The 25,127-nt window shown below is 48.7% G+C and carries 26 protein-coding genes; 10 read left to right on the plus strand and 16 right to left on the minus strand.

The annotated features are described in order from the left end of the window. From bamA to rpsB, 9 genes are all read right to left on the minus strand, one after another. Positions 1 to 2,415, minus strand: a complete 2,415-nt coding sequence (bamA, locus tag I3X05_RS12395; protein ID WP_193167496.1) for an outer membrane protein assembly factor BamA — start codon at positions 2,413 to 2,415, stop codon at positions 1 to 3. A 45-nt stretch (positions 2,416 to 2,460) separates the two neighbouring features. After that, entirely contained in the window at positions 2,461 to 3,819 is a 1,359-nt protein-coding gene (rseP, locus tag I3X05_RS12400) for a sigma E protease regulator RseP (RefSeq protein WP_337970751.1), read from the minus strand. Beyond that, the gene (gene ispC / locus I3X05_RS12405) at positions 3,816 to 5,024 is read right to left on the minus strand and encodes a 1-deoxy-D-xylulose-5-phosphate reductoisomerase (protein ID WP_045570227.1); all 1,209 of its coding nucleotides are present in this window, start codon (positions 5,022 to 5,024) and stop codon (positions 3,816 to 3,818) included. Before ispC ends, rseP begins: the two co-directional genes overlap by 4 nt. A 55-nt stretch (positions 5,025 to 5,079) precedes the next feature. After that, on the minus strand, positions 5,080 to 5,922 hold the full coding sequence (locus tag I3X05_RS12410) for a phosphatidate cytidylyltransferase (RefSeq protein ID WP_045570228.1): 843 nt from the start codon (positions 5,920 to 5,922) through the stop codon (positions 5,080 to 5,082). A 12-nt stretch (positions 5,923 to 5,934) separates the two neighbouring features. Beyond that, a complete protein-coding gene (locus tag I3X05_RS12415; protein WP_045570229.1) occupies positions 5,935 to 6,690 on the minus strand; it encodes an isoprenyl transferase in 756 nt (251 codons plus the stop codon). A gap of 96 nt (positions 6,691 to 6,786) precedes the next feature. After that, complete coding sequence (frr, locus tag I3X05_RS12420) at positions 6,787 to 7,344, minus strand: ribosome recycling factor (RefSeq protein WP_039430291.1); 558 nt, start codon at positions 7,342 to 7,344, stop codon at positions 6,787 to 6,789. A gap of 101 nt (positions 7,345 to 7,445) precedes the next feature. Then, positions 7,446 to 8,168 carry a UMP kinase gene (gene pyrH, locus I3X05_RS12425; protein ID WP_039430292.1) on the minus strand — a complete coding sequence of 241 codons (723 nt, stop codon included), beginning with the start codon at positions 8,166 to 8,168 and terminating at the stop codon, positions 7,446 to 7,448. Positions 8,169 to 8,380: 212 nt separating this feature from the next. Further along, positions 8,381 to 9,223 (minus strand): translation elongation factor Ts, encoded by an 843-nt coding sequence (gene tsf / locus I3X05_RS12430; protein WP_039433451.1) that lies wholly within the window; start codon positions 9,221 to 9,223, stop codon positions 8,381 to 8,383. Positions 9,224 to 9,353: 130 nt separating this feature from the next. Next, entirely contained in the window at positions 9,354 to 10,082 is a 729-nt protein-coding gene (rpsB, locus tag I3X05_RS12435; RefSeq protein ID WP_045570230.1) for a 30S ribosomal protein S2, read from the minus strand. A 374-nt stretch (positions 10,083 to 10,456) separates the two neighbouring features. On the opposite strand from rpsB, the gene map reads away from it, so the two are divergent. From map to I3X05_RS12450, 3 genes are all read left to right on the plus strand, one after another. After that, a complete protein-coding gene (map, locus tag I3X05_RS12440) occupies positions 10,457 to 11,335 on the plus strand; it encodes a type I methionyl aminopeptidase (RefSeq protein ID WP_039430297.1) in 879 nt (292 codons plus the stop codon). A gap of 92 nt (positions 11,336 to 11,427) precedes the next feature. Next, the gene (gene glnD / locus I3X05_RS12445; protein ID WP_337970752.1) at positions 11,428 to 14,049 is read left to right on the plus strand and encodes a bifunctional uridylyltransferase/uridylyl-removing protein GlnD; all 2,622 of its coding nucleotides are present in this window, start codon (positions 11,428 to 11,430) and stop codon (positions 14,047 to 14,049) included. Positions 14,050 to 14,217: 168 nt separating this feature from the next. Then, a complete protein-coding gene (locus I3X05_RS12450) occupies positions 14,218 to 14,601 on the plus strand; it encodes a DUF3461 family protein (RefSeq protein ID WP_337970753.1) in 384 nt (127 codons plus the stop codon). A 50-nt stretch (positions 14,602 to 14,651) separates the two neighbouring features. Here the strand turns inward: I3X05_RS12450 and truC are convergent, their stop codons facing one another. Together truC and I3X05_RS12460 are read right to left on the minus strand one after the other, a co-directional pair. Further along, positions 14,652 to 15,380 (minus strand): tRNA pseudouridine(65) synthase TruC, encoded by a 729-nt coding sequence (gene truC, locus I3X05_RS12455; protein WP_337970754.1) that lies wholly within the window; start codon positions 15,378 to 15,380, stop codon positions 14,652 to 14,654. Then, a complete protein-coding gene (locus I3X05_RS12460; RefSeq protein ID WP_045570234.1) occupies positions 15,380 to 15,694 on the minus strand; it encodes a YqcC family protein in 315 nt (104 codons plus the stop codon). Before I3X05_RS12460 ends, truC begins: the two co-directional genes overlap by 1 nt. 78 nt (positions 15,695 to 15,772) lie before the next feature. On the opposite strand from I3X05_RS12460, the gene I3X05_RS12465 reads away from it, so the two are divergent. Together I3X05_RS12465 and I3X05_RS12470 are read left to right on the plus strand one after the other, a co-directional pair. Continuing rightward, a complete protein-coding gene (locus I3X05_RS12465) occupies positions 15,773 to 16,810 on the plus strand; it encodes a DUF3549 family protein (protein ID WP_045570235.1) in 1,038 nt (345 codons plus the stop codon). A 6-nt stretch (positions 16,811 to 16,816) separates the two neighbouring features. Next, positions 16,817 to 17,116, plus strand: coding sequence for a DUF3301 domain-containing protein (locus I3X05_RS12470; protein ID WP_045570236.1), 300 nt, complete (start codon positions 16,817 to 16,819; stop codon positions 17,114 to 17,116). Here I3X05_RS12470 and I3X05_RS12475 read toward each other — a convergent pair. Then, positions 17,076 to 17,579 (minus strand): GNAT family N-acetyltransferase, encoded by a 504-nt coding sequence (locus I3X05_RS12475; protein ID WP_045570237.1) that lies wholly within the window; start codon positions 17,577 to 17,579, stop codon positions 17,076 to 17,078. The genes I3X05_RS12470 and I3X05_RS12475 overlap by 41 nt on opposite strands. Before the next feature lie 836 nt (positions 17,580 to 18,415). On the opposite strand from I3X05_RS12475, the gene I3X05_RS12480 reads away from it, so the two are divergent. Together I3X05_RS12480 and I3X05_RS12485 are read left to right on the plus strand one after the other, a co-directional pair. After that, positions 18,416 to 18,718, plus strand: coding sequence for a hypothetical protein (locus tag I3X05_RS12480; RefSeq protein WP_045570238.1), 303 nt, complete (start codon positions 18,416 to 18,418; stop codon positions 18,716 to 18,718). After that, positions 18,715 to 19,158 (plus strand): YaiI/YqxD family protein, encoded by a 444-nt coding sequence (locus I3X05_RS12485; RefSeq protein ID WP_045570239.1) that lies wholly within the window; start codon positions 18,715 to 18,717, stop codon positions 19,156 to 19,158. The genes I3X05_RS12480 and I3X05_RS12485 overlap by 4 nt, the downstream gene beginning before the upstream one ends. Positions 19,159 to 19,233: 75 nt before the next feature. Here I3X05_RS12485 and I3X05_RS12490 read toward each other — a convergent pair whose 3' ends face one another. The 3 genes from I3X05_RS12490 to I3X05_RS12500 form a co-directional block, all read right to left on the minus strand. Continuing rightward, a complete protein-coding gene (locus I3X05_RS12490) occupies positions 19,234 to 20,820 on the minus strand; it encodes an AbgT family transporter (protein WP_045570240.1) in 1,587 nt (528 codons plus the stop codon). Positions 20,821 to 21,072: 252 nt separating this feature from the next. Then, complete coding sequence (gene ykgO / locus I3X05_RS12495) at positions 21,073 to 21,198, minus strand: type B 50S ribosomal protein L36 (protein WP_039430308.1); 126 nt, start codon at positions 21,196 to 21,198, stop codon at positions 21,073 to 21,075. A 1-nt stretch (position 21,199) separates the two neighbouring features. Beyond that, a complete protein-coding gene (locus tag I3X05_RS12500; protein ID WP_039439800.1) occupies positions 21,200 to 21,463 on the minus strand; it encodes a type B 50S ribosomal protein L31 in 264 nt (87 codons plus the stop codon). 124 nt (positions 21,464 to 21,587) lie between these two features. On the opposite strand from I3X05_RS12500, the gene tsaA reads away from it, so the two are divergent. The 3 genes from tsaA (at position 21,588) to I3X05_RS12515 (ending at position 24,529) form a co-directional block, all read left to right on the plus strand. After that, positions 21,588 to 22,283, plus strand: coding sequence for a tRNA (N6-threonylcarbamoyladenosine(37)-N6)-methyltransferase TrmO (gene tsaA / locus I3X05_RS12505; RefSeq protein WP_045570241.1), 696 nt, complete (start codon positions 21,588 to 21,590; stop codon positions 22,281 to 22,283). An 89-nt stretch (positions 22,284 to 22,372) separates the two neighbouring features. Next, positions 22,373 to 24,088, plus strand: coding sequence for a proline--tRNA ligase (locus tag I3X05_RS12510; protein WP_045570242.1), 1,716 nt, complete (start codon positions 22,373 to 22,375; stop codon positions 24,086 to 24,088). 234 nt (positions 24,089 to 24,322) lie between these two features. Continuing rightward, positions 24,323 to 24,529, plus strand: a complete 207-nt coding sequence (locus I3X05_RS12515; protein WP_045570243.1) for a YaeP family protein — start codon at positions 24,323 to 24,325, stop codon at positions 24,527 to 24,529. A gap of 73 nt (positions 24,530 to 24,602) precedes the next feature. Here the strand turns inward: I3X05_RS12515 and I3X05_RS12520 are convergent, their stop codons facing one another. Then, a complete protein-coding gene (locus I3X05_RS12520; RefSeq protein ID WP_193157829.1) occupies positions 24,603 to 25,073 on the minus strand; it encodes a hypothetical protein in 471 nt (156 codons plus the stop codon). Between the last annotated feature and the right edge of the window lie 54 nt (positions 25,074 to 25,127).

Consider the following 25,127-nt stretch of genomic DNA (forward strand, 5'->3'; position numbering starts at 1 on the left):
TTAGAAGGTTCTGCCGATTGTGAAAGTGAAGAATTCTTCGTCGTCACCTTCGTAAATTTTAACAGGTTTAGCCAAGGAGAAGACCAGTGGTCCCATCGGTGACATCCACTGCAACGCGACACCATAAGATGAACGGTACTGAGTCGGATCTGAGTAGTCGTAGTAATACTGGTTACCGTAATCCGCACCTGAACTGCGGTAATCAAACTCGGTATCCCATACGCTCGCCATATCAAAGAACAGACTAGTACGAACTTGGCTGCGTGCTTCGTCCGAGGCAAATGGCGTGGGTACAATCAACTCGACACTTGCCAGTGCAATGGCGTTGCCGCCGACCGAATCATTAGTCGCGGTATCAGAGCCGTTGTTTGAACCGCTGTAATCACGATAAACCGCCTTCGGACCGGCTGAGTTGGAACCAAAACCCCGCAACGTGGTAAAACCGCCGGCGTAGTAGTTCTCATAAAACGGGAACAGGTTGTCGTTGCCATTGGTTGTCCCATAGCCGTTACCATAACCTAAACGTCCGCGCAGCAGCAGGCTGAACTCGTGTTTTTTGGTCAATGGAATGTACTGTCTCACGTCGTACTGCATCTTAAAGTACTGCACGTCAGAGCCCGGAACGGTCATTTTGTAAAACGCGCGCTGATGGTTCCCCGCCGTTGGGAAGTAGGTACGGTTGAGGTTATTGCGCGTCCACGACAGTGTAATGTCAAAATCGTTGGTATTGAGTGCCCCACTTGAATCTATGTTCGACTCTTGCGCTTGCAGGAACTGCTCCACTTGCAAGTAAGGCGACAAGTTACCGATCTTGTTGTGGGTATAGCCCACACCAAGTTCGAAGCGGTTGAGTTCATCAAACGGGAAGCCCCAAGTTAAGTTGGCCCCGTAACTTTGGTTGGTGTAGTCAACGATACCCGCTTCAGACGCTTCAAATTCGTTGTAAAAAACTTTCCCCCCTAAGCTGACACCATCTAGGTTCCAGTAAGGGTCGCGATAATCCAAGCTGATGTTCTTCTGGTACTTGTTGGTCATCGCGCTGATGCCAACGCGGTTGCCGGAACCAAGGAAGTTGTCTTGCTGTAGACCAACTTGGAAACTGACGCCGGATTCCGTACCAAAGCCCACACCAAAGTTGACGCTTCCTGAGTTGGCCTCTTTGACGTTGTAAACCAAATCCACCTGATCGTCACTGCCAGGAACACGCACAGTTTGCACGTCCACGGTTTCAAAGAAACCAAGACGATTCAATCGGCTCTTACCCGTTTCAATCGCTTTGGAGTTGAGCCAACTGCCTTCCATCTGGCGCATCTCACGACGCAGCACTTCGTCACGTGTGGAGTTGTTACCCGTAAAACGAATGTCACGCACATAGATTCGATTACCCGCTTCAACATGGATGACCAGAGAGACTTGCTTGTTTTCGTCGTCAAACTCAGGGATGGTGCTGACTTTCGGGTAGGCGTAGCCCGCTTCACCCAACACACGTTTGATGTTTTCTTCCAACGTAGTGACCATAGAACCGTTGTAGGTTTCACCCGATTCAAATGGCACTAGCGCTTTGAACTCCTCTTCTTTACCAATCAGTTCACCACGAAAGTTCACCTCTTTCACTGAGTAAGGCTCACCCTCTTTAAGGCCCAACGTGATGTACACGCCTTTTTTATCGGGAGAGATAGAAACTTGGGTGGAATCGATGGCAAACTTGAGATAACCGCGATCCAAGTAATAAGTTCTCAGCGCTTCAATATCGCCTGCAAGCACCTGCTTTTGGTACTTCTCGTCAGCGAGGAAATTCCACCAAGGCACATCCACGTTCAAGTTAAAACGCGACAACAGGGTTTCATCAGAAAACACTTCGTTGCCGATAAAATTGATCTGCTGAATTTTGGCAGACACGCCTTCACTGAAGACAAACTTCAGGTCTGCGCGATTTCGAGGCAGGGGCGTGACGACCGCTTTAACCGAAGCGTTGTATTTACCGACGCTGTAGTAAAAATCTTCCAGCCCTTTTTCAATGTTACTTAACGTGGTGCGGTCAAGCGCTTCACCAGCACGAATGCCAGACGCATCAAGGTTTTGCTTAAGTTGCTCTTCTTTGATCGCTTTGTTGCCAGAAAAAGAGATGCTGGCAATGGTTGGGCGTTCTTTCACTTGCACAACCAGTACATTGCCATCACGCAGCACTTTCACATCTTCAAAGTTGCCGGAAGCGTAAAGCGCACGGATGATGCCGGCGACATCTTGCTGTTCTAGCGTGTCACCCACACGGACTGGCATTTTCAGTAGTGCCGCACCCAGTGCAACACGTTGTAAACCTTCAATTTTAATGTCTTGTACAACAAAGTTTTGGGCGCCGTTCGCGGATACGCTGGTGGCCAATAATGTTGCGAACAGAATTTGCTTGATCGCCATAATTGTTCTAATTGTTCCTTGCTACTGCTCTTTGTCTCTGAACCATCACAGACGCGTAAAATCGTTAAATAAGGCTAACGCCATGAGCGAAAAAATCACCGCCGCACCGATACGGTATCCTATTTCCTGCACTTTTTCAGGAACAGGGCGACGGATGATGGCTTCAATGGCGAAAAACAGCAGGTGCCCACCGTCCAACATCGGCAGAGGCACCAAGTTAATAATGCCCAAGTTGACACTGATCAGCGCCAAAAATCCGAGGAAATAGACCAAACCGTAATCGGCGGTCGCCCCAGCGCCTTTAGCGATGGAAATCGGCCCGCTCAGATTATTCAGCCCCACATCACCCGTGATCAGCTTTTTCAACATACTGACCGTCAAGTCAAGCACCTGGCCCGTTTTCTCTACGGCTTTGCCGAAAGACTCGAATACACCAAATTGCAAATCGAAGCGATAACTTTCTGGCCATTGTGCGACTTCAGGAGCAATCCCTGCAAAGCCGATCGATTCACCACTTTTGCTCTCTCGGCTATCCGGCGTCATGGTGAGACGTTGCGTGCCGCCATTGCGCTCCACGTCAACCTCAATGGCTTGGCCTGGATTACTACGCACCCAGTTCACCACTTGTTCCCAAGATGTGATCGCTTGACCATTTATCGCAATAAACTTATCACCAATTTGTAGCCCAGCTCGCTCACCCGCACTCCCCTGAGATACATTCGCCAGACGGGTCATTATCTCTGGGGTGTAAGGTTTAAAGCCAAGAGATTGCATCGCCGATTCGTTCTCTGGATCAAATTCCCAGTTTCGGATATCGACAACAAGGGTACGCTCAAAGCCAACTTCGTCGGCTGGCGATACCGTCAATGTCATACTGGAATCGCCAATATGAGAAATTAACTGCATGTTAACTGATTCCCAATCGGGTGTTTTGATACCGGAAACCGCTTTAAGTTCCATGCCTGACTCAATTCCTGCCTGAGCGACAATAGAACTGGCGGTTACCTGACCAACCACCGGCTTAACCGCAGGTACGCCAATCAAAAAAACCAGCCAATAGGCAAAAATAGCGAACAGAAAATTAAAGATTGGACCAGCAGAGACAATCGCCGTGCGTTTCCACAACGGCTTGCGATCAAAGGCAAACTGTTTCTCTGCATCCTCAATCTCATCAACTCGGCCATCAAGCATTTTGACATAACCACCAAGCGGAATAATAGCAATGCTATACTCGGTGCCATCTTGACCGGTTTTACTCCAAATTGACTTGCCAAAGCCAATGGAGAACTTCTCCACCTTCACGCCACAGCGACGTGCCACCCAAAAATGGCCAAATTCATGCACTGCCACCAAAATGCCCAGGGCAACAATAAAAGAGGCTAAATTCCATACAATATCCGTCATCGTATACACTCTCTAATGGCTTCAACGGCAAAGGTTCTGGCTATTTTATCCAGCTCAAGCAAGCTTTCCAAGTTATCCACATGATGCGCCGAACTCTGTTGGCAAATGCGGTTGAGTACTCGCTCGTTAATACGAGCAATGTCTGTAAACTTAAGCTGATGTTCTAAGAAGGCTTGCACGGTGACTTCGTTGGCGGCATTGAGCGCCGTGGTCGCCTGCTGGCCGAGATAGCACGCATCCATCGCCAATTCAAGACAAGGATAACGGGCAAAGTCGGGCTGAATGAACGTTAGCTCACCGACTTGACTAAAATCCAATGGTTTAACGTTAGTTGGAATACGCTCAGGATAGGATAGCGTCAACGCGATTGGGGTCACCATATCAGGTTCTCCCATCTGCGCCAGTACCGAACCATCGATGTACTGCACCATGGAGTGAATCACTGATTGGGGGTGAATGATCACTTTAAGCTGCTCTTTGCTGGCATTAAACAGCCACTTGGCCTCAATGTATTCCAACCCTTTGTTCATCATGGTGGCGGAATCGACCGAGATTTTTCGCCCCATAGACCAATTAGGGTGAGCAATCGCCTGCTCTGGGGTCACGTTTTCTAAGGCGGCTACATCGGTATAACGAAATGGACCACCGGAACCCGTGAGTAGAATGTGGCGAATGCCGTGCATAGCGAGATCGCAGCGGCCCAAATTAGTTTGTACTGCCTGTGGCAAACACTGAAAAATCGCATTGTGTTCACTGTCGACTGGTAGCAATTGTGCGCCCGATTTGGCGACTTCATCGATAAAGAGTTGCCCGGACATCACCAGCGCTTCTTTGTTCGCCAGCAGAATGCGCTTACCCGCTTGAACGGCAGCCATCGTTGGCAACAAACCGGCAGCTCCGACAATCGCAGCCATCACGCAGTCGACTTCATCAAGCGATGCCACGTAACACATCGCTTCTTCCCCAACTAAAACCCGGGTCTGCGGCGACGAACTGACCAGTAAGCGCTGTAAACGCTGCGCCGCTTCCGCCGAAGCCATTACTGCATACTGCGGTTGCCATTTTTCGCAAAGCTGCTGCATTTTTTCCACATTGGAACCCGCAGCTAGAGCGACCACAGTAAAGTGTTCTGGGTTTTGTTCCACCACTTTTAGTGTGCTGGCTCCAATTGAGCCTGTTGCACCAAGAATCGTTAGCTTTTGCATAACTGTTGACCGAATAAAGAAGCAAAGGGGAAATGCCTCATCTCCCCCTTAAAAATCAGAACAAGAGATAAAGAAGGGCGAAGATAGGAAACGCTGCCGTTAAGCTGTCAATGCGATCCAAAATTCCACCATGACCTGGGATCATATTGCTGCTGTCTTTGATTCCAGACTCACGCTTAAACATACTTTCCACTAAATCACCCAATACGGAAATCACCACTGTGGCAAAGGTAATTAAAATCATGTGCATCGGGCTGGCAAAGTGGATGTCAAACAGTTTGGAAAATACCCAGCCGACCACGATCGCGGTCACAATGCCACCAATTAAACCCTCAATCGTTTTGTTGGGGCTCACATTGGGCGCCATTTTACGCTTACCCATACTTTTACCAGCAAAGTAGGCACCACTATCTGCTGCCCAGACCAACAAGCAGACGAACATCACTAGCTTCGCACCATGGTACGGAGAAGTATCTATCTCACTCGCGCGCAAAATAATCACACTCCATAAAAAGGGGATCAGAGTGAGAAAGCCAAATAAATGGCGCAGTGGCTTACTGCCTTGCCAAGTTTGTGTCGACTTGGGGTAAGTAATCGCAAGCACACTGGCATAGAGCCACCATGTTGTGCCCGCACTCAGTATCAGCAGATGCGGCCAACCAATATGGTTAAGACTGACCGATTCGGGAGAGATGAGAAAAAAACTTGCCACGGTGGCAATGACTGCTGGGATCATCGCTTTCACACGAGAGCCAGTATCGACAAATTGTGTCCACTCCCAAAAACCAGCGAGTAGCACTAAGGTTAGCGCGACGATAAATAACGGCAGAGATAACTGAAAAATCCCTAAAATGACCAAAGGTGCAAGAATGAGTGCGGTTATTATTCTTTGTTTCAAACTGAATGATCCTTATTGTGTACTCATCAGGGCTTTGATTTGTTCTCCCGTGCAACCGAAACGTCGCTCACGATTAACAAACCAAGTGATCGCCTCCACGAGGCTATCTTCACCGAAGTCCGGCCAATAGACCGGCGTAAAGTACATTTCTGCGTAGGCCATTTGCCAAAGCATAAAGTTGCTGATGCGGCATTCACCGCTCGTGCGAATCAGAAGATCGACATCCGGTAAATCAGCCATCGTCAGATGCTGAGCAATTTTATCCTCATCAATATCGCTGGCTCCTAGCTTTCCTTGCTCGACCTGTTGCGCGAGTTTTTGCACCGCCTGAACGATATCCCACTTACCGCCATAATTCGCGGCAACATTAATCATCATCCCAGTGTTGCTTGCGGTGAGTGTCTCCGCCTCGGCAATTTTCTTTTGTAGTCGTTCACTAAAACGACTGGTATCGCCGATGATGCGTAAACGTAGGTTATTCTTATGTAACTTCTTTACTTCACTGGAGAGCACAGTGATAAAAAGCTCCATCAGTAAGCCGACTTCGTCTTCGGGACGACGCCAGTTCTCACTACTGAAAGCAAAAAGTGTAATAGCTTGAATATTGAGCTTAGAGGCCGCCGCGATGGTTTTGCGTACAGCACTGACGCCTTTTTTATGACCAAAAACGCGTGGTTGACCTTTGGACTTGGCCCAGCGACCATTACCGTCCATGATGATGGCAATATGCTTTGGAAGAGATTCCACGAAGAGTTGAGAATTTTGCATAGAGAATTAGTCGAGTTCCATCAGTTGGACAGGGTAACACAAAAAAACGCTGTGCTGCGAGCACAGCGTTTTCCAACAGTGATGTAAACGGAAGTATTAAACTTCCATTAACTCTTTTTCTTTGGCAGCAAGAACATCATCGATCTTCTTCACTGCGGCATCGGTCAGCTTTTGAATCTCGTCTTGTGCTTTACGCTCTTCATCTTCAGAGATTTCTTTATCTTTTAGTAGCGCTTTAAGATCGCCGTTCGCATCGCGACGAATATTACGTACCGCAACACGACCACCTTCCGCTTCACCGCGAACGATCTTAACCAAGTCACGACGGCGCTCTTCCGTTAGCGGTGGCAGTGGAACACGGATGATGGTGCCGGCTGACATTGGGTTTAGACCCAGATCAGACATCATGATCGCTTTTTCGACTTTCTGCGTCAGTTCTCTATCAAAAACCGTGATCGCCAGAGTACGAGCATCTTCAGCAACTACGTTAGCCACTTGGTTAAGTGGTGTCGGAGCACCGTAATAATCGACAGAGATGCCAGAAAGTAGGCTTGGATGCGCACGACCCGTACGAACTTTAGACAGAGTATTTTTCAGCGCTTCAACACTTTTTTCCATGCGCTCTTGCGCGTCTTTTTTGATTTCGTTAATCACGGTTTCACCTTAAAAAAATGTCATCTTTCCTGAAGAAAGCTTACAAGGGTTCAGTAAAGCGAAACGCCATCCGACACACGAATGACGCCAACTCAGGTTTACTAGCTAATCAGCGTACCTTCTGCTTCACCCATCACCACGCGACGTAGAGCGCCTGGCTTATTCATATTAAATACACGGATAGGCATTTTGTGATCGCGAGCCAGAGTAAATGCGGCTAAATCCATCACTTTTAGTTCTTTATCAAGAACATCAGCGTAAGCCAGTTTATCATACAGCTCTGCGTCTGGATTGGCTACCGGGTCTGCACTGAAGACGCCATCCACTTTCGTCGCTTTAAGCACCACATCAGCTTCAATTTCGATACCACGCAAACATGCTGCAGAATCGGTAGTAAAGAATGGGTTGCCCGTACCGGCAGAGAAAATCACCACGCGACCTTGACGCAGTTCGCGAATCGCGTCTGCCCAATTATAGTCATCACACACTCCTTTGAGTGGGATGGCAGACATCACGCGAGCGTTTACATAGGCGCGGTGCAGTGCATCACGCATCGCTAGACCATTCATTACCGTTGCCAGCATGCCCATGTGGTCGCCCACAACACGGTTCATGCCTGCTTCAGCAAGGCCAGCACCACGGAACAGGTTGCCGCCACCGATCACCACGCCGACTTGCACACCCAGTTCAACCAGTTCTTTGACTTCCTGCGCCATACGATCCAAAACTGCAGGATCAATACCGAAACCTTCAGAGCCTTGCAGAGCTTCACCACTCAGTTTTAACAGAATACGTTGATACGCTGGTTTTGGGTTCGTAGTCATGGAGTTTACCTTCCAAAAGAGAGTTGTCGATTAACAGTCATGGGTTGAGATTGAGTGTCTAGACACCAATTTCATTCTTCGCTTGACCACTCACTGTTACTTTACATCGTCAGTGAGCAATCCCAATTCATGACGGCTAATAAATGGGCCGTTTATTCGTAAAAAGACCGCAGCCATGGCCACGGTCTAATCTTTGCACAAATCTCTAAGGATTAACCTTTCTGAGCCAGTGCTACTTCTTCAGCGAAGCTTAGGCCTTCAGCTTTTTCGATGCCTTCACCCACTTCTAGACGAACGAAAGTAGAAACTGATGCGCCGCGCTCTTTTAGGATCTCAGCAACCGTTTTCTTAGGTTCCATAACGAAAGGCTGACCAGTTAGTGAAACTTCGCCAGTGAATTTCTTCATGCGACCTTCAACCATCTTCTCAGCGATTTCTTTAGGCTTGCCTTCGTTCATCGCGATTTCAACTTGAACTTCACGCTCTTTCGCTACTACGTCAGCTGGTACGTCTTCTGGATTTACGTACTCAGGACGAGATGCTGCTACGTGCATTGCGATGTGTTTCAGAGTTTCTGCGTCGCCTTCACCAGCAACAACAACACCGATTTTCTCGCCGTGACGGTAAGAAGCAATTGCAGTACCTTGAACGTACTGAACGCGACGGATGTTGATGTTTTCACCGATCTTAGCAACTAGAGCAACACGCTCTTCTTCGAATTTAGCTTGTAGCTCTTCGATAGACGCTTTAGATGCCAGCGCTTCAACTGCAACTTTGTCTGCGAATGCAGTGAAGTTACCATCTTTAGCAACGAAGTCAGTTTGACAGTTAACTTCAAGAAGTACTGCAACACCGTTTTCGTCTTTGATGAAAATTGCGCCTTCAGCTGCAACGTTGCCCGCTTTTTTAGCCGCTTTTGCAGCGCCAGATTTGCGCATGTTTTCAATCGCTAGTTCGATGTCGCCGTCAGTCTCAACAAGCGCCTTCTTACATTCCATCATACCTGCGCCAGTACGTTCGCGCAGTTCTTTTACTAGAGCAGCAGTAACAGCCATTCTCTATTCCTCAGTTAATTCTGGATACGGTAAAAATCAGGGGCCTACTTTTCGGCCCCCGATGCTAACTATAACTTAGCCTGTGCTACAAACAGGTTGCAAACAGGCCAAGTGTGACACAGAGCCGCTATTATTCAGCTTCTACAAAACCGTCTTTTTCAGCTACTGCTACAACGTCTTTGTTACGGCCTTCAGTAAGAGAAGTTGCCGCTGCGTTTAGGTATAGTTGAACTGCACGGATTGCGTCGTCGTTGCCTGGGATGATGTAGTCAACGCCGTCTGGGCTAGAGTTAGTATCTACTACTGCGTATACTGGAATACCCAGGTTGTTCGCTTCTTTGATTGCGATGTGCTCGTGATCAGCGTCGATTACGAATAGAGCGTCTGGTAGACCGCCCATGTCTTTGATACCACCAAGAGATTTCTCAAGCTTCTCCATTTCGCGAGTACGCATTAGAGCTTCTTTCTTAGTTAGTTTGTCGAAAGTACCGTCAGTTGATTGAACTTCTAGCTCTTTCAGACGCTTGATTGACTGACGTACAGTTTTGTAGTTAGTCAGCATACCACCCAACCAACGGTTGTTTACGTAGTACTGGTTGCTAGCGATAGCAGCTTCTTTAACAGCTTCAGATGCAGCGCGTTTAGTACCTACGAAAAGAACTTTACCTTTTTTCTCGCCAACTTTTACTAGCTCAGCTAGTGCTTCGTTGAACATAGGTACGGTTTTTTCTAGGTTGATGATGTGAACGCGGTTACGTGCGCCGAAAATGAATGGCTTCATTTTTGGGTTCCAGTAACGAGTTTGGTGACCGAAGTGAACACCAGCTTTCAGCATATCGCGCATTGATACAGTTGCCATTATATAATCCTCTATGGGGTTAGGCCTCCACATCCCCCATGCATCCGACCCTAACTTGGAGGGCACCCCGGAACATGTGTCGGAATGTGTGTGATTTAACAAAAAAAGTTTAGTGGAAAAACCCCGCTTCGCCGAACGCAAATCGCAGATTCGAAGAGAACGGACTTCATTTCCGGCGCGCTTTATACCATATTTTGCCTATCTATGGCAAAAAAAAATTGGCTAGCCCCGAGAGTCGAACTCCATACTGCAAATCCTGTTGCGCTTTATCAACGCCCCATGCGCCAGTTCAACAAATACACATTCTCATTTGTTCCTGATAGAATACGCCATCGGCACATAACCGTGCTTGCGAATTTAAGTAGAGAAAGCCAATGTCAATTAAAATCAAAACCGCACAACAGATTGAGCGCATGCGACTTGCAGGTGCGCTGGCCGCTGAAATTTTGGAAATGATCGAACCTCATATTAAAGAAGGCGTGACCACCGACGAACTCAATCAGATTTGCCACGACTATGCGACAGAAAAAGGCGCGTATTCAGCCCCTTTGAACTATCACGGTTTTCCTAAATCCATTTGTACCTCCATCAATCACATCGTTTGTCACGGTATTCCAGCCAGCAAAGATGAGATTGGTAGTAACGGTCAACTAAAACCTGCTGTGCTGAAAAACGGGGACATCCTCAACGTCGACATTACCGTCATCGTTCCTGACGATGAAAAGGCGGATCTCTCTGTTCGACCACAAGGTTTCCACGGTGATACATCGAAAATGTTCCTAGTCGGTGAGGTTTCACCAGCCAACAAACGTCTATGTATGGTTGCTCAAGAAGCGCTGTACGTGGGAATGCGTCAAGTGAAACCTGGCGCAACGGTCGGTGATATCGGCACAGCGATTGAGAAGTACATTAAAGACAACAACAAGAACAATCCACGTAACAAGTTCTCTATTGTCAAAGATTTCTGTGGTCACGGCATTGGCGATGAGTTCCACGAAGAGCCTCAAGTTGTGCACTATCGCAACAGTGACCGCCGCGTACTCAAAGAAGGGATGTGTTTCACTATTGAACCGATGATTAACGCAGGAAAGTTTGGTTGTACTGTCGATGCACAAGACGACTGGACAGTCTACACTGGCGATGGCAAAAATTCGGCGCAGTGGGAACACACCATTGTGGTGACCAAAGAAGGCTGTGAAGTGCTCACTTTACGTAGCGAAGAAACCATTCCACGTTTGATGAAAAACGTCTGATCTCTCAATATCCCCGCCTCGCGGGGATATTTTTTATCGTCCGCAACTCTGTTACAGTCTCCTGCAGATTATGATTGCACGGACAGCACAGTATGCCTTTTAACTCTCCTTTAGCCTTCAGTGACGAACAACTGGTGGTGCCGGATTTAAAAAACCAGCTCGAGCAGTTTGCCGAAGCGCAAAAGCACGCCTTTCTCAACCACCATCCGGTCACCGATCTGGTCCTCGCCAGAGCAGAATACATGGATCTACTGCTGACTCGCTTGTGGCGCTACTACGGTTTTGCCAATATTCACAACATCGCTTTGGTGGCCGTTGGCGGATATGGACGAGGCGAACTCCATCCCTTATCGGATATCGATATTCTGGTGCTGTCCCAACATAAGCTTCCTCGCGAACTTGAAAGCAAAGTGAGCGAGTTCATCACCCTGCTGTGGGACTTGCGCTTGGAAGTGGGCCATGCAGTGCGCACGGTTGTAGAGTGTGCCAATGTTGGCCGAGAAGACCTCACCGTGGCCACCAACCTACAAGAAGCACGCCTCGTTTGTGGGTGTGAGAATACCTTTCAAGCGTTGAAAAAAGTCGTCCTGTCGGACTCTTTCTGGCCGAGCGAAACCTTTTACCAAGCGAAAATCCAAGAACAGCGTGAGCGGCATGCCCGCTACCACGACACCACCTATAATCTCGAACCAGACATCAAATCTACCCCTGGCGGACTGCGTGATATTCATACCCTCAGTTGGGTCGCGCGCCGCCATTTTGGTGCGACCTCTTTGCTTGAGATGAGCCGCTATGGTTTCCTCACCGATGCGGAATATCGTGAACTGGTGGAATGTCAGGACTTTCTCTGGCGTGTGCGCTTTGCGCTGCACATTGAACTGAGACGTTACGACAACCGTCTGACATTTGCGCATCAGGCGCAAGTGGCCGAGCATTTAGGTTTTCACGGCGAAGGCAATCGCGGTGTAGAAATGATGATGAAAGAGTTCTACCGCACGCTGCGTCGTGTCGCTGAACTCAATAAAATGCTGCTCAAACTGTTTGATCAAGCGATCATCAACGGTGGCGAGACAGAACCTGCCATCATTATTGATGAAGATTTTCAGCGCCGCGGACGCTTGATTGAAGCGCGCAAACCGGCGTTGTTCCAAGCCCGTCCAGAAACCATTCTCGACATGTTTTTGCACATCGCCAACGACTCCACCATTGATAGCGTCAGCCCTCCGACGTTGCGCCAACTGCGCACCGCCAGACGCCGCCTGAACAAGTTTCTCCACACCTTACCCGAAGCTAGAGAGAAGTTCATGGAACTGGTGCGCCACCCCAACGCGCTGCACCGTGCCTTTAGTTTGATGCACAAACTCGGCGTGCTTGCCGCTTATTTACCGCAGTGGAGCCAGATCGTCGGGCAGATGCAGTTTGACCTGTTCCACGTTTACACCGTGGATGAGCACAGTATTCGCCTGCTTAACCACATCAATACCTTCGGCTACGCCAAAAATCACGAAAAGCATCCGATCTGCTGTGAAATATACCCAAGACTACAGAAAAAAGAGCTACTGATTCTCGCAGCGATTTTCCACGACATCGGTAAAGGGCGCGGCGGCGATCACTCTGAAATTGGTGAAACCGAATCCTACGAGTTCTGTATTGAACACGGCTTGTCCAAACCAGAGGCCAAGCTAGTCGCTTGGTTAGTACGTAATCACCTACTGATGTCCGTCACCGCACAGCGTCGTGACATTTATGATCCAGACGTGATCACCGAATTCGCCAAACAAGTGCGTGATGAAGAACGCTTGGAATATCTGGTGTGTCTGACAGTCGCGGATATCTGCGCCACCAATCCTGAGCTGTGGAACAGTTGGAAGCGTACTCTGCTTGCCGAACTGTTTTACTCCACCCAAAGAGCTTTGCGTCGTGGATTAGAAAATCCAGTCGATGTACGCGAGCGTATTCGTCACAATCAGCAACTCGCTTCAGCCTTGCTGCGCAAAGAAGGCTTCAGTGCGCGTGAAATCGAAGTGCTGTGGCAACGTTTCAAAGCGGACTACTTTTTGCGCCACACCCATCAGCAGATCGCTTGGCATTGCGAGCATATTTTACGTATGGAAGACCCCGAGCAACCCTTGGTGCTGATGAGTAAAAAAGCCACCCGCGGCGGCACGGAAGTGTTTGTGTATACCAAAGACCAACATGCCCTGTTTGCCACTGTGGTGGCCGAGCTGGATAGACGCAACTTTAACGTGCATGACGCGCAAATCATGAGCAGCAAAGATGGCTATGTACTTGATACCTTTATGGTACTGGATCAAAACGGCGAAGCGGTGGACGAAAACCGTCACAAAGCTGTGGTCAAACATCTCACTCATGTACTGACTGACGGACGGCCGACTAAGATCAAAACCCGCCGCATACCGCACAAGTTGCAACATTTTAAAGTCAAAACCAAAGTCGATTTTCTACCGACCAAGAGTAAAAAACGCACCTTAATGGAGTTGGTGGCACTCGATACCCCCGGGTTACTGGCTGTGGTTGGCGCAACCTTTGCCGACATGGGCTTTAATCTGCACGGGGCGAAAATCACCACCATTGGCGAGCGAGCGGAAGATTTATTTATCCTTACCGGCGATTTGGGTAGTCGACTCAACGAAGAGCAGGAGCAACTACTGCGCGAGAAACTGGTGCAAAATATTGCCGAGCTCGCACCTTAAACAGTTGCAACCATACGCTTCCCGTCGCATAAACAGCGGGAAGCGTTCATCCTCAAGCGAGCGCGATCTTGTCCACAAGTTAAACAATTTGGTGAGATATCAGCTATCTACTCTATGCACTGGCTGCTACATTGAAGCTTGTCAGTCATACATCAACAGAGGTCGCCTATGTATCCACACCTCACCGGATTAGGTATTCACGATCCAAATCAAATTGAACGTTATTCACTGCGTCAAGAAGCTCACAAAGACGTACTCAAGATCTATTTTCACAAGCAAAAAGGGGAACTGTTCGCCAAGAGCGTTAAGTTTAAATACCCGCGCCAGATAAAAAATGTGCTAGTGGATAGCGGGAGTCACCAATATAAAGAGGTGACGGAGATCAACCGTAATTTGACGCTGGTGATCGACGAATTAAATCGCATCACCAAACCGCCGAAGCAGAGCGAAACCGACATTAAGCAGAAAATCCTAACCGACCTCAAACACTTAGAAAAAGTCGTATCAAGCAAGATTGCCGAAATCGAAGCCGACTTAGAGAAGTTAAAGTAACCCGCCATTGGCAAGGGTTGGCTGTTCAACCCTTGTTTGCCTTGCTGAGCCTAGCTAAGCGTGGCTAAATCCCATTCAAATCGAGCAAATAGCTGCTTCCACACCGCGTCAACGCCCGCGCGAATCACCACCATTTGCTGAGTAAACGGATGGACAAAACGCAGCTCTGAAGCGTGCAATAACAACCTTGGCGCTGCAAATTCCTCGCGAAACAGCTTGTTGTGCTTGCCATCACCGTGGGTAGTGTCACCGACGATCGGATGACGCAAGTGCGCCATATGGCGTCTCAGTTGATGCTTGCGCCCTGTCTTCGGTTTTAACGCCATCAAGCAATAACGCGTAGTGGGGAATTTTCCGGTCGAATAAGGCACCTCAACACGGCACAGCGGCTGATAGTGTGTAATCGCTTCCTGCGCTTCTTTTTCTTGAGAGGCAAACTTATCGGCAATTTTGTCCAGCTCGACTTTGAGTGGGTAATCGAGCTCGCCCCCTTCCTCAATCCAACCGCGCACAATCGCATGGTAAGTTTTCTCCATTGCTTGTCCGGCAAACATCGGCATCACCTGCGAGGCTACTTCAGAGGATAAAGCAAACATCAATACCCCCGATGTTGGGCGATCAAGACGATGCAACGGAAACACATGCTGACCCAGTTGATCACGCAGTGTCTGCATGACAAATTGCGTCTCATGCTTATCCAGCCAACTACGATGCACCAACATACCTGCGGGTTTGTTAACCGCCACAAAGTGCTCGTCCTGATAAATTATCTCCAACATTAACAGCTTACCTCATCAATTTTTCTCAGTACGTCAATCACTCGATTGTGCTCTGGCTGCGCTTGCCACACCTGTTCAAAATAAGGGGTGATAGCAAAACCCGTTGGCGTCGCGCTTTGTGCATCGAGCAGCGCCTGCATTCGCGGGATAAAAATCCACTGTAACCATTGCTCTGGGGCCAAAGTATCCAGAGAAAAAGGTTCAACACTTTGCAACGCCTTGGCGGGCGGCATGCGTTCTTGCCACAGTGCGACGGTTTTCAGCTCCGCTTGCAACTCAACCAATAAAGAGAGCAAAAGTGTGCGACTGGTCATTAATCTTTCCATCCTCACCTTGAATTAGCCGCGAATGATACCATCTAATGGGGAAAGAAAGTTAGGACATCAGTGTTAATGGATACCATTCATACCCTTACTCAGTTGCTGCAAAACAGCCACTGCGAGTACACCGTCTTTGATTTAGGACGCCGAATCAAAACCATCACCAATCACGATTTCGCTCACATTGAGCAAGGCGCGGCGGCCTACCCTTATCCGCTGCAGAGAAAAGCGCATTTAGCCATTGCCTACTGGAACGAACAAAAACAACCGTGGGTGTGGTTTTTAAAGTTTGAACTCGATGAGCGCGGCTTGCTCAAACAAGCAGACATCGGCAACTTCATCAAATATATCATTGAGGCGATGGGTACTCGCTTATCGCAAGAAATGTCAGAAGAGCAGCAGCAAAAACTGGCGAATAACCCCTACACCTTCAAGCCAGCAGACGACAAAATGGCGGTATTTCATAGCCAACTTCGCGCTCAGCTCGACCTCCCAGCCAGCCAATACTATGAACACGCACAGGCTTATTTCGCCGGTTCATTGGGCTGGGATAATTGGCAAACTGTGGGTTTGCAAGGGATAACCGATCTCTGCGCCCGGCTGGATCGTGAGCAAAATGGCGTACTGGTGCGAAAAGCGCTCGCTCATCTGCCCAGTCAGCCACTGTACGCCTTGTTAGGTGCTTTGGAACACACTGAGCTACCCGACAAGCTGGCGGCCCGTTTAATTGACCTGACCCAATCGGCCCTTTCGCAGCCCAACCCAGATCTTTTTCTGATTTCCGCTTACGCCCGCGCCCTCGCAGGAGCGAGACCCTCAGAGATAAAACCGCTGTTGGAGACCATTTTATCCAGTGCCCGATTAAGCCACCAAGAAGTGTTAATTGGCATTGCTGGTCGCGCTTGGCACTGGCTCAGCGATAGCCAAACGGCGGAGCGCTTTTTGACCCGTTTGGCGCAAACAGGAAATCAGCTTCTGTTCAACCAGCTATTTGCTGATCTGGTGATGTTGCCAGAACTTCGCATGGTGCTATTGCCACTATTGCATTCAAGTCCAAGTGAAGAACTCTCCTCTGCACTACGCAAGCTGCAACAGGCAACGAAAGGATAACGTTAAATGATGGGTGATCTTTTGGCCATTCTCGGCTTAGCGCTCTTTTGCTTTCTGTTTTGGCAACAACGGCAACAGTCGGAGCTAGCCAAATCAGCGATTGTGCGCAAGTGTGAACAACTGGATTTGCAGCTCATCAGTGTGGCTTTTGGCGCGCATAAACTGAAAACGCCAGACGGTGTCTGGCGTTGGCATACAGTCTATCACTTTGAATTTTCATCGCTTGGTGATGATTGTTATCAAGGTCACCTCATCATGAGCGGTTTTAGGCCGCTGAACTTTTTCCTGCCACCACATCGGATGTAAACAGCATCTGCCATGCTTCTTCTCGCTGGCCGCTTTGTGGCTGGCGATAGAAACCGAGTTTACTCAGCAGCGCGATTGCCGCCTTGTTGCTCGGTTTAACCCAAGCAGTGACTTGTTCAAGTTGCAAATCGTATACCGCTTTGGGCAGAAACGCTTTCAAAGTTTCCGTCGCAATCCCTTGGCCCCAATAGGCTTTGTCAAATAGAAACCCAAGTGTCGGCTGAGAATCAAGATCAGCGATATACACATGTCCCATGTATTCGCGATTGTAGTTATCCAAGACCGCCATGGCATGAATGTTGGGATCATTGAGCACTTTATCAAACAGCAGTTTCGCATTCGCGACCGTATAGGGCCCGCCTAACTCAGCGCGATTCTTCGCACAGCAATTGAGCATGACAAACTCGAGCTTTAATGAATCATTGTAAGGAAGAAGCAGCGTTCTTCTGGTTACTATGGTCACATCGTATCCTTGATAGCCTTGACATCGGCACACTAAGCGGCCGTGAGTGTCAAAAGAGAGAAGCCGAAATTAAACCAACTTGCACAATAGGTTATTGATCCAGATTGTTTTTTAGACGTTGTTTGTGAATTTTTTATAAGAGGCCAAACCATTGGTTCGGCTTAAAGGGCTGGGGATAAGAAAAGCCCCGATACAGAGTATCGGGGCTATAGTCTTACTCGCAGCAGTCCGGCTACTAATAATGCTCCCTGCATCATCCATAATAGTGGCTGAATCCTTCAGCTATTCCTTACGTCGCCGTCCTAGCGGTGTCCTGTGTCTTCCCGACTGCTAACATTCCTCGTTAGCGCACATCACTTGTTCCCTGAGCGGTGTCCCTTGCTTCATCCTGAAGCGGTCCTTACCTCAATCCTTAGAGGGGTCCATTGTCATTCCTTGCTCACTAACATCCTATTAGTGATTGCGTCCGTACAATGTCCTGCGCTCCTTGCTTGATTCCTCTTCCTGAGCAACCAAATCGTCATCCTGACGATAACCAAGTCCTTGGCGTTTCCTGTTCCGTGTCAGCATCCTTCCGACAAGGCCTAATTTACCTTTTTTCCTTATCGGAGCAATCGTTTAACTAAGAAAAAACACCATGATATCCATTACATTTCATTTACAACCTTTTATTATCAGTAAGTTACCATAGAACATTCATGAAATGACGTACGCTGAATTCGCTTTTTCTTACAAAGCGTGTGAGATATCTCTTACAAGCAATTACCGAAATTGCCATTCGCCAAACGCTAAACCTCAACGTATGATGAGGGATATATCGTTATTAGAGACCGATTATGTTAACTCAAGACGTTACCGAACAGTTGCAAGCCGTGCTGGAGCAGTTGCAACAACAAGGCAAAGAGCCTACCGTCGCCCTAGTGCGAGCGCGCATGAACACGTTAGTGCCGATGCCTGCCCTAATCGCCGCAATCAAAAGTTGGAAGAGTGCCCAGCGCGTACCCAAAGTGGAAGTGGCAGCGTCTCAAACAGAAACCGACCAAGCCGAACGTATTGCCCAATTGGAAAAAAACGTGGCCGAACTGGCCGCGCGTCTTACTTCTCTAGAGGCACAACTCAACACGGGGACAAGCGCATGAAACTTTGGGTTGATGCGGACGCCTGTCCGAAAGTGATTCGTGAGACCATCGTCCGCGCCGCAGAGCGCACCGGCGTTGAGTGCACCTTTATCGCCAATCATGTGGTGCCTGTACCCAAAAGGCAAAATATCCACTCCATTCAAGTTCCAGCTGGATTTGATATTGCTGACAATGAGATAGTCAAACGCACCGAAGCGGGTGATTTGGTGATTACGTCAGACATTCCACTGGCTGATGAGGTGATCAGTAAAGGCGCGCTGGCATTAAGCTCCAGAGGTGAGCTCTACACCAACGACACCATCAAGGCGCGGCTTAATATCCGCGATTTTATGGACACCATGCGCTCAAGCGGTATCCAAACGGGTGGACCAGCGGCACTGTCGCAAACCGAACGACGCGAGTTTGCCAATCATCTCGACAGAATTTTGGCCAAGCGCTGAATCAATGCGAAGCGCTGCTTCAATGAGAATAAAAAAAGCCTGCGAAATTGCAGGCTTTTTCTTTCGTTCAGCGCGTTAAGGCGTGTAGTACGTCGCTGCGCCCGGACCAACAGGCAGGCCAAAGACGAACACCCACACGTAGAAGAGCAAGCTCCAACCAACAATGAACACTAAGGAGTACGGCAGCATTACCGCAATCAAGGTACCGATGCCAAGGTTCTTCATATAGCGGGTGGCAACGGCAAGGATCAAGCCAAAGTAGCTCATCATTGGCGTGATGATGTTCGTGGTCGAGTCACCGATACGGTAAGCGGCCTGAATCACTTCTGGCGCATAACCCACCAGCATCAGCATAGGTACGAAAATGGGTGCAGTCACGGCCCATTGCGCAGAGGCTGAGCCAATCATCAGGTTGATAAAACCACACATCAAGATGAAGGCAAAAAACAGCATTGGACCGGTTAAGCCAATCTCTTGCAGGAATTCTGCGCCCGCAACGGCAAACACTTGACCAAAGTTAGTCCATTTAAAGAAGGCAACAAACTGCGCGGCAAAGAATACCAGCACGATGTACATGCCCATCGACGACATCGATTTCGACATCGCATTGATCACATCACGGTCGCTTTTCATCGTGCCGACGACTTTACCGTAGACAAATCCCGGTACGGCGAAGAAGACGAAAATGAACGCGACGATGCTTTTCAAAAATGGGGAGCCAGCAATCGTGCCCGCATCAGAGCGCAGAATGCCGTCGGCAGGAACCACGGTCCACGCCAAAAGTGCCGAGACCACCAGCGTTGCCAGACCTGCAAGCTTAAGGGCTTTTTTCTCCAGCGCCGTCAATGAGCCCATTTTGTCTTGGCTAAGATCTTCTGAGGCCTCTTCATCGTTGTATTTGCCCAGTTTTGGCTCGACGATTTTCTCTGTCACGAACGCGCCCAAACCCGCAATCACAAACGTCGAGACAAACATGAAGTACCAGTTGACTTCCGGACCAACGGTGTAACTCGGATCAATCATTTGTGCAGCGGTTTCGGTAATGCCCGACAGCAGTGGATCCACGGTACCAATCAACAGGTTTGCCGAGTAACCACCCGACACACCGGCAAATGCCGCAGCGAGGCCCGCCAATGGATGACGACCAAGAGAATGGAATAACATTGCTGCCAGTGGGATTAAGACCACGTAGCCAAGCTCAGAAGCGGTGTTGGAGATGATGCCCGCGAATACCACCGTGACCGTCACCATCCGCTTTGAGGCACCCATGACCAGACCACGCATTGCCGCAGACAATAAACCCGAATATTCGGCAATCGCCACACCCAGCATCGCCACCAGAACCGTCCCTAGTGGCGCAAAGCCAACAAAGTTTTTCACCAGATTGGTGACGATCAGTTCAAGACCATCCGCATTGAGCAGGCTGACCACGTGGATCATGCCATCGGCGGCGCGACCTTTCGCACCTTCTGGGCGAGGGTCGACAACAGAAACCTCGAAATAGCCGGCAATGCCAGATGAAATTAAGATCGCCAAACAGAAAAGGGCAAATAGAGTGATGGGATGGGGTAGCAAGTTCCCCAAATATTCCACCGAATCAAGAAAACGCGTAAACAGCGACTTCTTTGGTGAAGAGTGATTTATTGAAGCAGATGAACTCATCTGTTCCCTCCTTGTAGTTTTTCCTGAGCAAATGTGACAGAAATGTCAAAATCTGGCGCAGGGTACTTGAGCAAGGAGGGAAATAAAAATTACAAATGTTACAATTTATTGCAAAATAGCCGTATTTATAACCAGATTGTGACCCAAAAATGGTCGCATCATCTATAAAACAAATATTTACCAGAATTATAATCAAGAGAAAATCATTACTGCGTGCGATATCTGTTTACAACTAACCATTTGATACTTAGCCTACTTTTGCACCGCTTTAAAACGAGGATTGGATTTGCAAATCACATACAAGCGCCCTCTGCGTTTGACGATTTGGCAATCAGGGTGGCGGCTTTTGGCACTTTTCAGCGACGATAATACTTTCATGTTACTGCTCCGTTTCTTTGTTAAATTGGCCAAAACGACGGTTGAAATTCGCCACTCGACCCTCTTTTTGCACCACACGCTGCTTGCCGGTGTAAAACGGATGTGATTCCGATGACACCTCAATGGTGAAATAGGGGTACGTCTGGCCATCTTCCCACTCAATGGTGCGATCGGTTTGCAATGTTGACCCGATCAAGAAATATTTATCGACGCTGGTGTCATGAAACACCACTTGGCGGTATTGAGGATGGATTCCCGGTTTCATTTAATTTCCTTCGCAATTAAGTGTTACAATATAACATAACAAATGATAGTTATTATCAAAAAGAGTTGCAAGTAAAAAAGTGTGGTAGCTTTGCTCCATTCTCTATTCAGCCGCCACAAACGCTATGTACACCATCGAACCCATCGGTATTATCCAAAGCCCATATAAAGAAAAATTTGCCGTCCCTCGTCAGCCAAGGTTGGTGCCTGCAGCCAGTGCCAGAGTCAAACTGAGTGGCACGGCCAATAGCCCAGAAGCGGTCAGAGGAATAGAGCAGTTCTCACACCTTTGGCTGCTGTTTCTGTTTGATCAAAACCTTGAAGCTGGCTGGAAGCCGACTGTGCGTCCACCGCGTTTAGGGGGCAATGAACGGGTTGGCGTGTTTGCTTCGCGTTCAACGTTTCGCCCCAATGGCATCGGCATGTCAGCCGTCGAGCTTAAAGGCGTGAGCAAACAGGGCGAGCAGATCTATCTTGAGTTGGGGAGTGTCGATCTGGTTGATGGTACGCCAATTGTCGATATCAAACCCTACATCCCCTACTCCGATTCCATTCCCGAGGCACTGGGTGGGTACGCAGAACAAGCGCCCGAACAGGCTTTGGTGCAATTTAGCGCCCAGGCAGAACAGACGCTGCAAAAGAGAGCCACTGGCGCACACGAGCGTGACGTTATCGCTCAGGTTTTAGCGCAAGATCCGCGCCCGGCTTATAAGAAAAATCGCGCCGATGAGAAGCAATACGCGGTAAATTTGTTCGATTTGAACGTGAAATTTATCGTAACCGACAAGTTAGTGACGGTTACCTCTATCGAAGGCTTTTGACATTGAGCAATGGCTGATATCATAGTCAGCTTAATTTTACTCCCTCTTTGGTGAGGGGCTTTTAAACATGATGAAACGGATACCATAGAATGCGTACCAGTAAATATCTTCTTTCTACTCTGAAGGAGACTCCAAACGACGCAGAAGTAGTGAGCCACCAGCTCATGCTACGTGCAGGTATGATCCGTAAGCTGGCTTCAGGTCTATATACTTGGCTGCCTACCGGTCTGCGTGTGCTGCGTAAAGTCGAAAACATCGTTCGTCAAGAGATCGACAATGCAGGTGCAATCGAAACCTTGATGCCCGTTGTGCAGCCGTTTGAACTATGGGAAGAGACAGGCCGCTCTGAAAAAATGGGCCCGGAACTGCTTCGCTTTACTGATCGCCATGTTCGTCCGTTTGTTCTAAGCCCGACCGCAGAAGAAGTGATTACCGCGTTGGTTCGCAACGAAGTGAGCTCGTACAAGCAGCTTCCTCTCAATCTGTACCAGATCCAGACCAAATTCCGCGATGAGCGTCGTCCACGTTTTGGTGTGATGCGTGCACGTGAATTTTGCATGATGGATGCGTACAGCTTCGATATCGACAAAGCTGGCTTAGAAAAATCTTACCAAGCGATGCACGATGCTTACTGTAAAGCATTCGACCGCATGGGCCTTGAGTACCGTCCAGTACTCGCAGACTCAGGTGCGATCGGTGGTAACGGCTCTCAAGAGTTCCACGTACTGGCTGAAAGTGGTGAAGACCTCATCGCCTTCTCGACTGAATCCGATTACGCCGCCAACATCGAGAAAGCAGAAGCCGTCGCTCCTGCGGTTGAGCGTGCAGCGCCAACTCAAGAGATGACGCTAGTAGATACGCCAAACGCCAAAACCATCGCTGAACTGGTTGAACAGCACGGTATCGCAATCGAGAAAACCGTTAAGACGCTATTCGTTAAAGCGTCGGACGCAATTGAAGCGCCTATCGTTGCACTGATCATCCGTGGTGACCACGAACTCAACGAAATCAAAGCAGAAAACCTTGCTGAAGTTGCAACGCCTTTAGAGATGGCAACGGAAGAAGAGATGCGTGAACTGATTGGTGCCGGTGCAGGTTCTCTTGGCCCTGTCGGCCTTAAGTTACCATTTATCGTTGACCGCTCGGTTGCTGTCATGAGCGATTTCGGCGCGGGCGCAAACATCGATGGCAAACACTACTTCGGTATTAACTGGGGTCGTGATGTAGAGCTTGGCCAAGTTGCTGACCTCCGTAACGTCGTCGAAGGCGATCCAAGCCCATGTGGAAAAGGCACATTGATGCTCAAACGTGGTATCGAAGTGGGTCACATTTTCCAACTCGGCAATGTCTACTCTGAAGCGATGAACTGTGGCGTGCTCGATTCCAACGGTAAAAACGTCATCCTAGAGATGGGTTGTTACGGTATCGGTGTTTCTCGCGTTGTTGCAGCGGCTATCGAACAAAACAACGACAAATACGGCATCATTTGGCCAGACGCACTCGCGCCTTTCCAAGTCGCTATTGTACCAATGAACATGCACAAATCTGAGCGCGTTCAAGAAGCGGCTGAAAAGCTTTACGCTGAACTGACCGCTATGGGTATCGAAGTGCTGTTCGATGACCGTAAAGAGCGCCCAGGTGTGATGTTCTCTGATATGGAACTGATCGGTATCCCTCACACTATCGTGATTGGCGATCGCAGCATGGACGAAGGTCACTTCGAATATAAAAACCGTCGTTCTGGTGAAAAAACACCAGTAGCGATGGCCGATATCGTTGAGCATATCAAAGCGCAACTGAAATAAGCTTGCTGACGAAGAGTTGAGAAAAGGGGATTGGCCAAGCCACTCCCCTTTTTATTTGCCCGTTTGACGTCACCGCGAAACTGACGACATTTTAGCCTCACCCCCCTCGATTGTTCAATCTTTGCCCGCCCCCACATAAACGTTGCGCCAAGACAATTCTCTACTTTGAGTTTCAAAAGCGCTGTGTGTATAGTCGAGAGCAGTTATCATTTATTCAACATTGAGGAGAGAACCATGCAAGTATACGGTTGTTGTGAAATGGTTCGCGAGCTTTACGCGCAAATTGGCAGTGGCGATCAAGCCTACATTCCCCAAGCCATTGCTTGTGCGGTGAAAACGTTAAATGACATCGCGGCCGATGAAACCCTACCGAAAGAGACACGAGAGAAAGCGGCTTTTGCTGCCGCCAATTTACTGATCTCGGATTTTGAGGACAGCTAATCTCCCGCCTTTTTGCACACATTTGTTCGCTTGATGAGAGCCCTTTTCGCAAGCGAACAAACCTCTGGATGAGCTATCTCACGGTAATATTGACAACACTATCGCTGCGCGGATGGGTCACACCCGAGACCAAAATATTGTTACTCCATAGCAGTTGGTTGTTTTGATTCGCGGCAACGCGCACATAATATCTGCCGTTTTTCTTTAGCAAGCCAGGGTCGTATTGCAACTGGTAGCTAGCTAAAAATCCCTCTTCATAACTCGCTTTGACTAAAGTGGAAGCGATCACTTTCGCTTCACCGCCATGGTTCAACTCTTCCAAGGTCACCACCGCAGGCACTTCAACAAAGGGCACTTCGCGGTTGGCGGGTTTAATTACACCTTGTAGTGTCACGATTTTATGCTGCATTTCAACCTGCGAATCCGCAGCCAATAGCGTAGATTCGGATGGTGCTTGTGAGCCACTTTGAACGGCATCATTCTCACAGCCGAGCAGCAAGAGTGCCAGCAAGCTCGGCAACCATAAATAGGATTTACGTTTCATTGTATCTTCTCTGATATTGCAGGGTGCAAGGCACCCTGCTTCGGTTTGCTCGGC

This window comes from Vibrio navarrensis, assembly GCF_015767675.1.
Taxonomy (GTDB): Bacteria; Pseudomonadota; Gammaproteobacteria; order Enterobacterales; family Vibrionaceae; genus Vibrio.

Bases quoted from the DNA above. Each gene is read 5' to 3' on its own strand.
- I3X05_RS12490 (WP_045570240.1), bottom strand. From the start codon at position 20,820: ATGAGTTCATCTGCTTCAATAAATCACTCTTCACCAAAGAAGTCGCTG.
- I3X05_RS12515 (WP_045570243.1), top strand. From the start codon at position 24,323: ATGCAAGTATACGGTTGTTGTGAAATGGTTCGCGAGCTTTACGCGCAA.
- map (WP_039430297.1), top strand. From the start codon at position 10,457: ATGTCAATTAAAATCAAAACCGCACAACAGATTGAGCGCATGCGACTT.
- I3X05_RS12470 (WP_045570236.1), top strand. From the start codon at position 16,817: ATGATGGGTGATCTTTTGGCCATTCTCGGCTTAGCGCTCTTTTGCTTT.
- tsaA (WP_045570241.1), top strand. From the start codon at position 21,588: ATGTACACCATCGAACCCATCGGTATTATCCAAAGCCCATATAAAGAA.
- I3X05_RS12510 (WP_045570242.1), top strand. From the start codon at position 22,373: ATGCGTACCAGTAAATATCTTCTTTCTACTCTGAAGGAGACTCCAAAC.
- I3X05_RS12450 (WP_337970753.1), top strand. From the start codon at position 14,218: ATGTATCCACACCTCACCGGATTAGGTATTCACGATCCAAATCAAATT.
- rpsB (WP_045570230.1), bottom strand. From the start codon at position 10,082: ATGGCAACTGTATCAATGCGCGATATGCTGAAAGCTGGTGTTCACTTC.
- glnD (WP_337970752.1), top strand. From the start codon at position 11,428: ATGCCTTTTAACTCTCCTTTAGCCTTCAGTGACGAACAACTGGTGGTG.
- bamA (WP_193167496.1), bottom strand. From the start codon at position 2,415: ATGGCGATCAAGCAAATTCTGTTCGCAACATTATTGGCCACCAGCGTA.
- truC (WP_337970754.1), bottom strand. From the start codon at position 15,380: ATGTTGGAGATAATTTATCAGGACGAGCACTTTGTGGCGGTTAACAAA.
- I3X05_RS12415 (WP_045570229.1), bottom strand. From the start codon at position 6,690: ATGCAAAATTCTCAACTCTTCGTGGAATCTCTTCCAAAGCATATTGCC.
- I3X05_RS12485 (WP_045570239.1), top strand. From the start codon at position 18,715: ATGAAACTTTGGGTTGATGCGGACGCCTGTCCGAAAGTGATTCGTGAG.
- tsf (WP_039433451.1), bottom strand. From the start codon at position 9,223: ATGGCTGTTACTGCTGCTCTAGTAAAAGAACTGCGCGAACGTACTGGC.
- ispC (WP_045570227.1), bottom strand. From the start codon at position 5,024: ATGCAAAAGCTAACGATTCTTGGTGCAACAGGCTCAATTGGAGCCAGC.
- ykgO (WP_039430308.1), bottom strand. From the start codon at position 21,198: ATGAAAGTATTATCGTCGCTGAAAAGTGCCAAAAGCCGCCACCCTGAT.
- I3X05_RS12480 (WP_045570238.1), top strand. From the start codon at position 18,416: ATGTTAACTCAAGACGTTACCGAACAGTTGCAAGCCGTGCTGGAGCAG.
- I3X05_RS12465 (WP_045570235.1), top strand. From the start codon at position 15,773: ATGGATACCATTCATACCCTTACTCAGTTGCTGCAAAACAGCCACTGC.
- rseP (WP_337970751.1), bottom strand. From the start codon at position 3,819: ATGACGGATATTGTATGGAATTTAGCCTCTTTTATTGTTGCCCTGGGC.
- I3X05_RS12460 (WP_045570234.1), bottom strand. From the start codon at position 15,694: ATGACCAGTCGCACACTTTTGCTCTCTTTATTGGTTGAGTTGCAAGCG.
- I3X05_RS12520 (WP_193157829.1), bottom strand. From the start codon at position 25,073: ATGAAACGTAAATCCTATTTATGGTTGCCGAGCTTGCTGGCACTCTTG.
- I3X05_RS12500 (WP_039439800.1), bottom strand. From the start codon at position 21,463: ATGAAACCGGGAATCCATCCTCAATACCGCCAAGTGGTGTTTCATGAC.
- pyrH (WP_039430292.1), bottom strand. From the start codon at position 8,168: ATGACTACGAACCCAAAACCAGCGTATCAACGTATTCTGTTAAAACTG.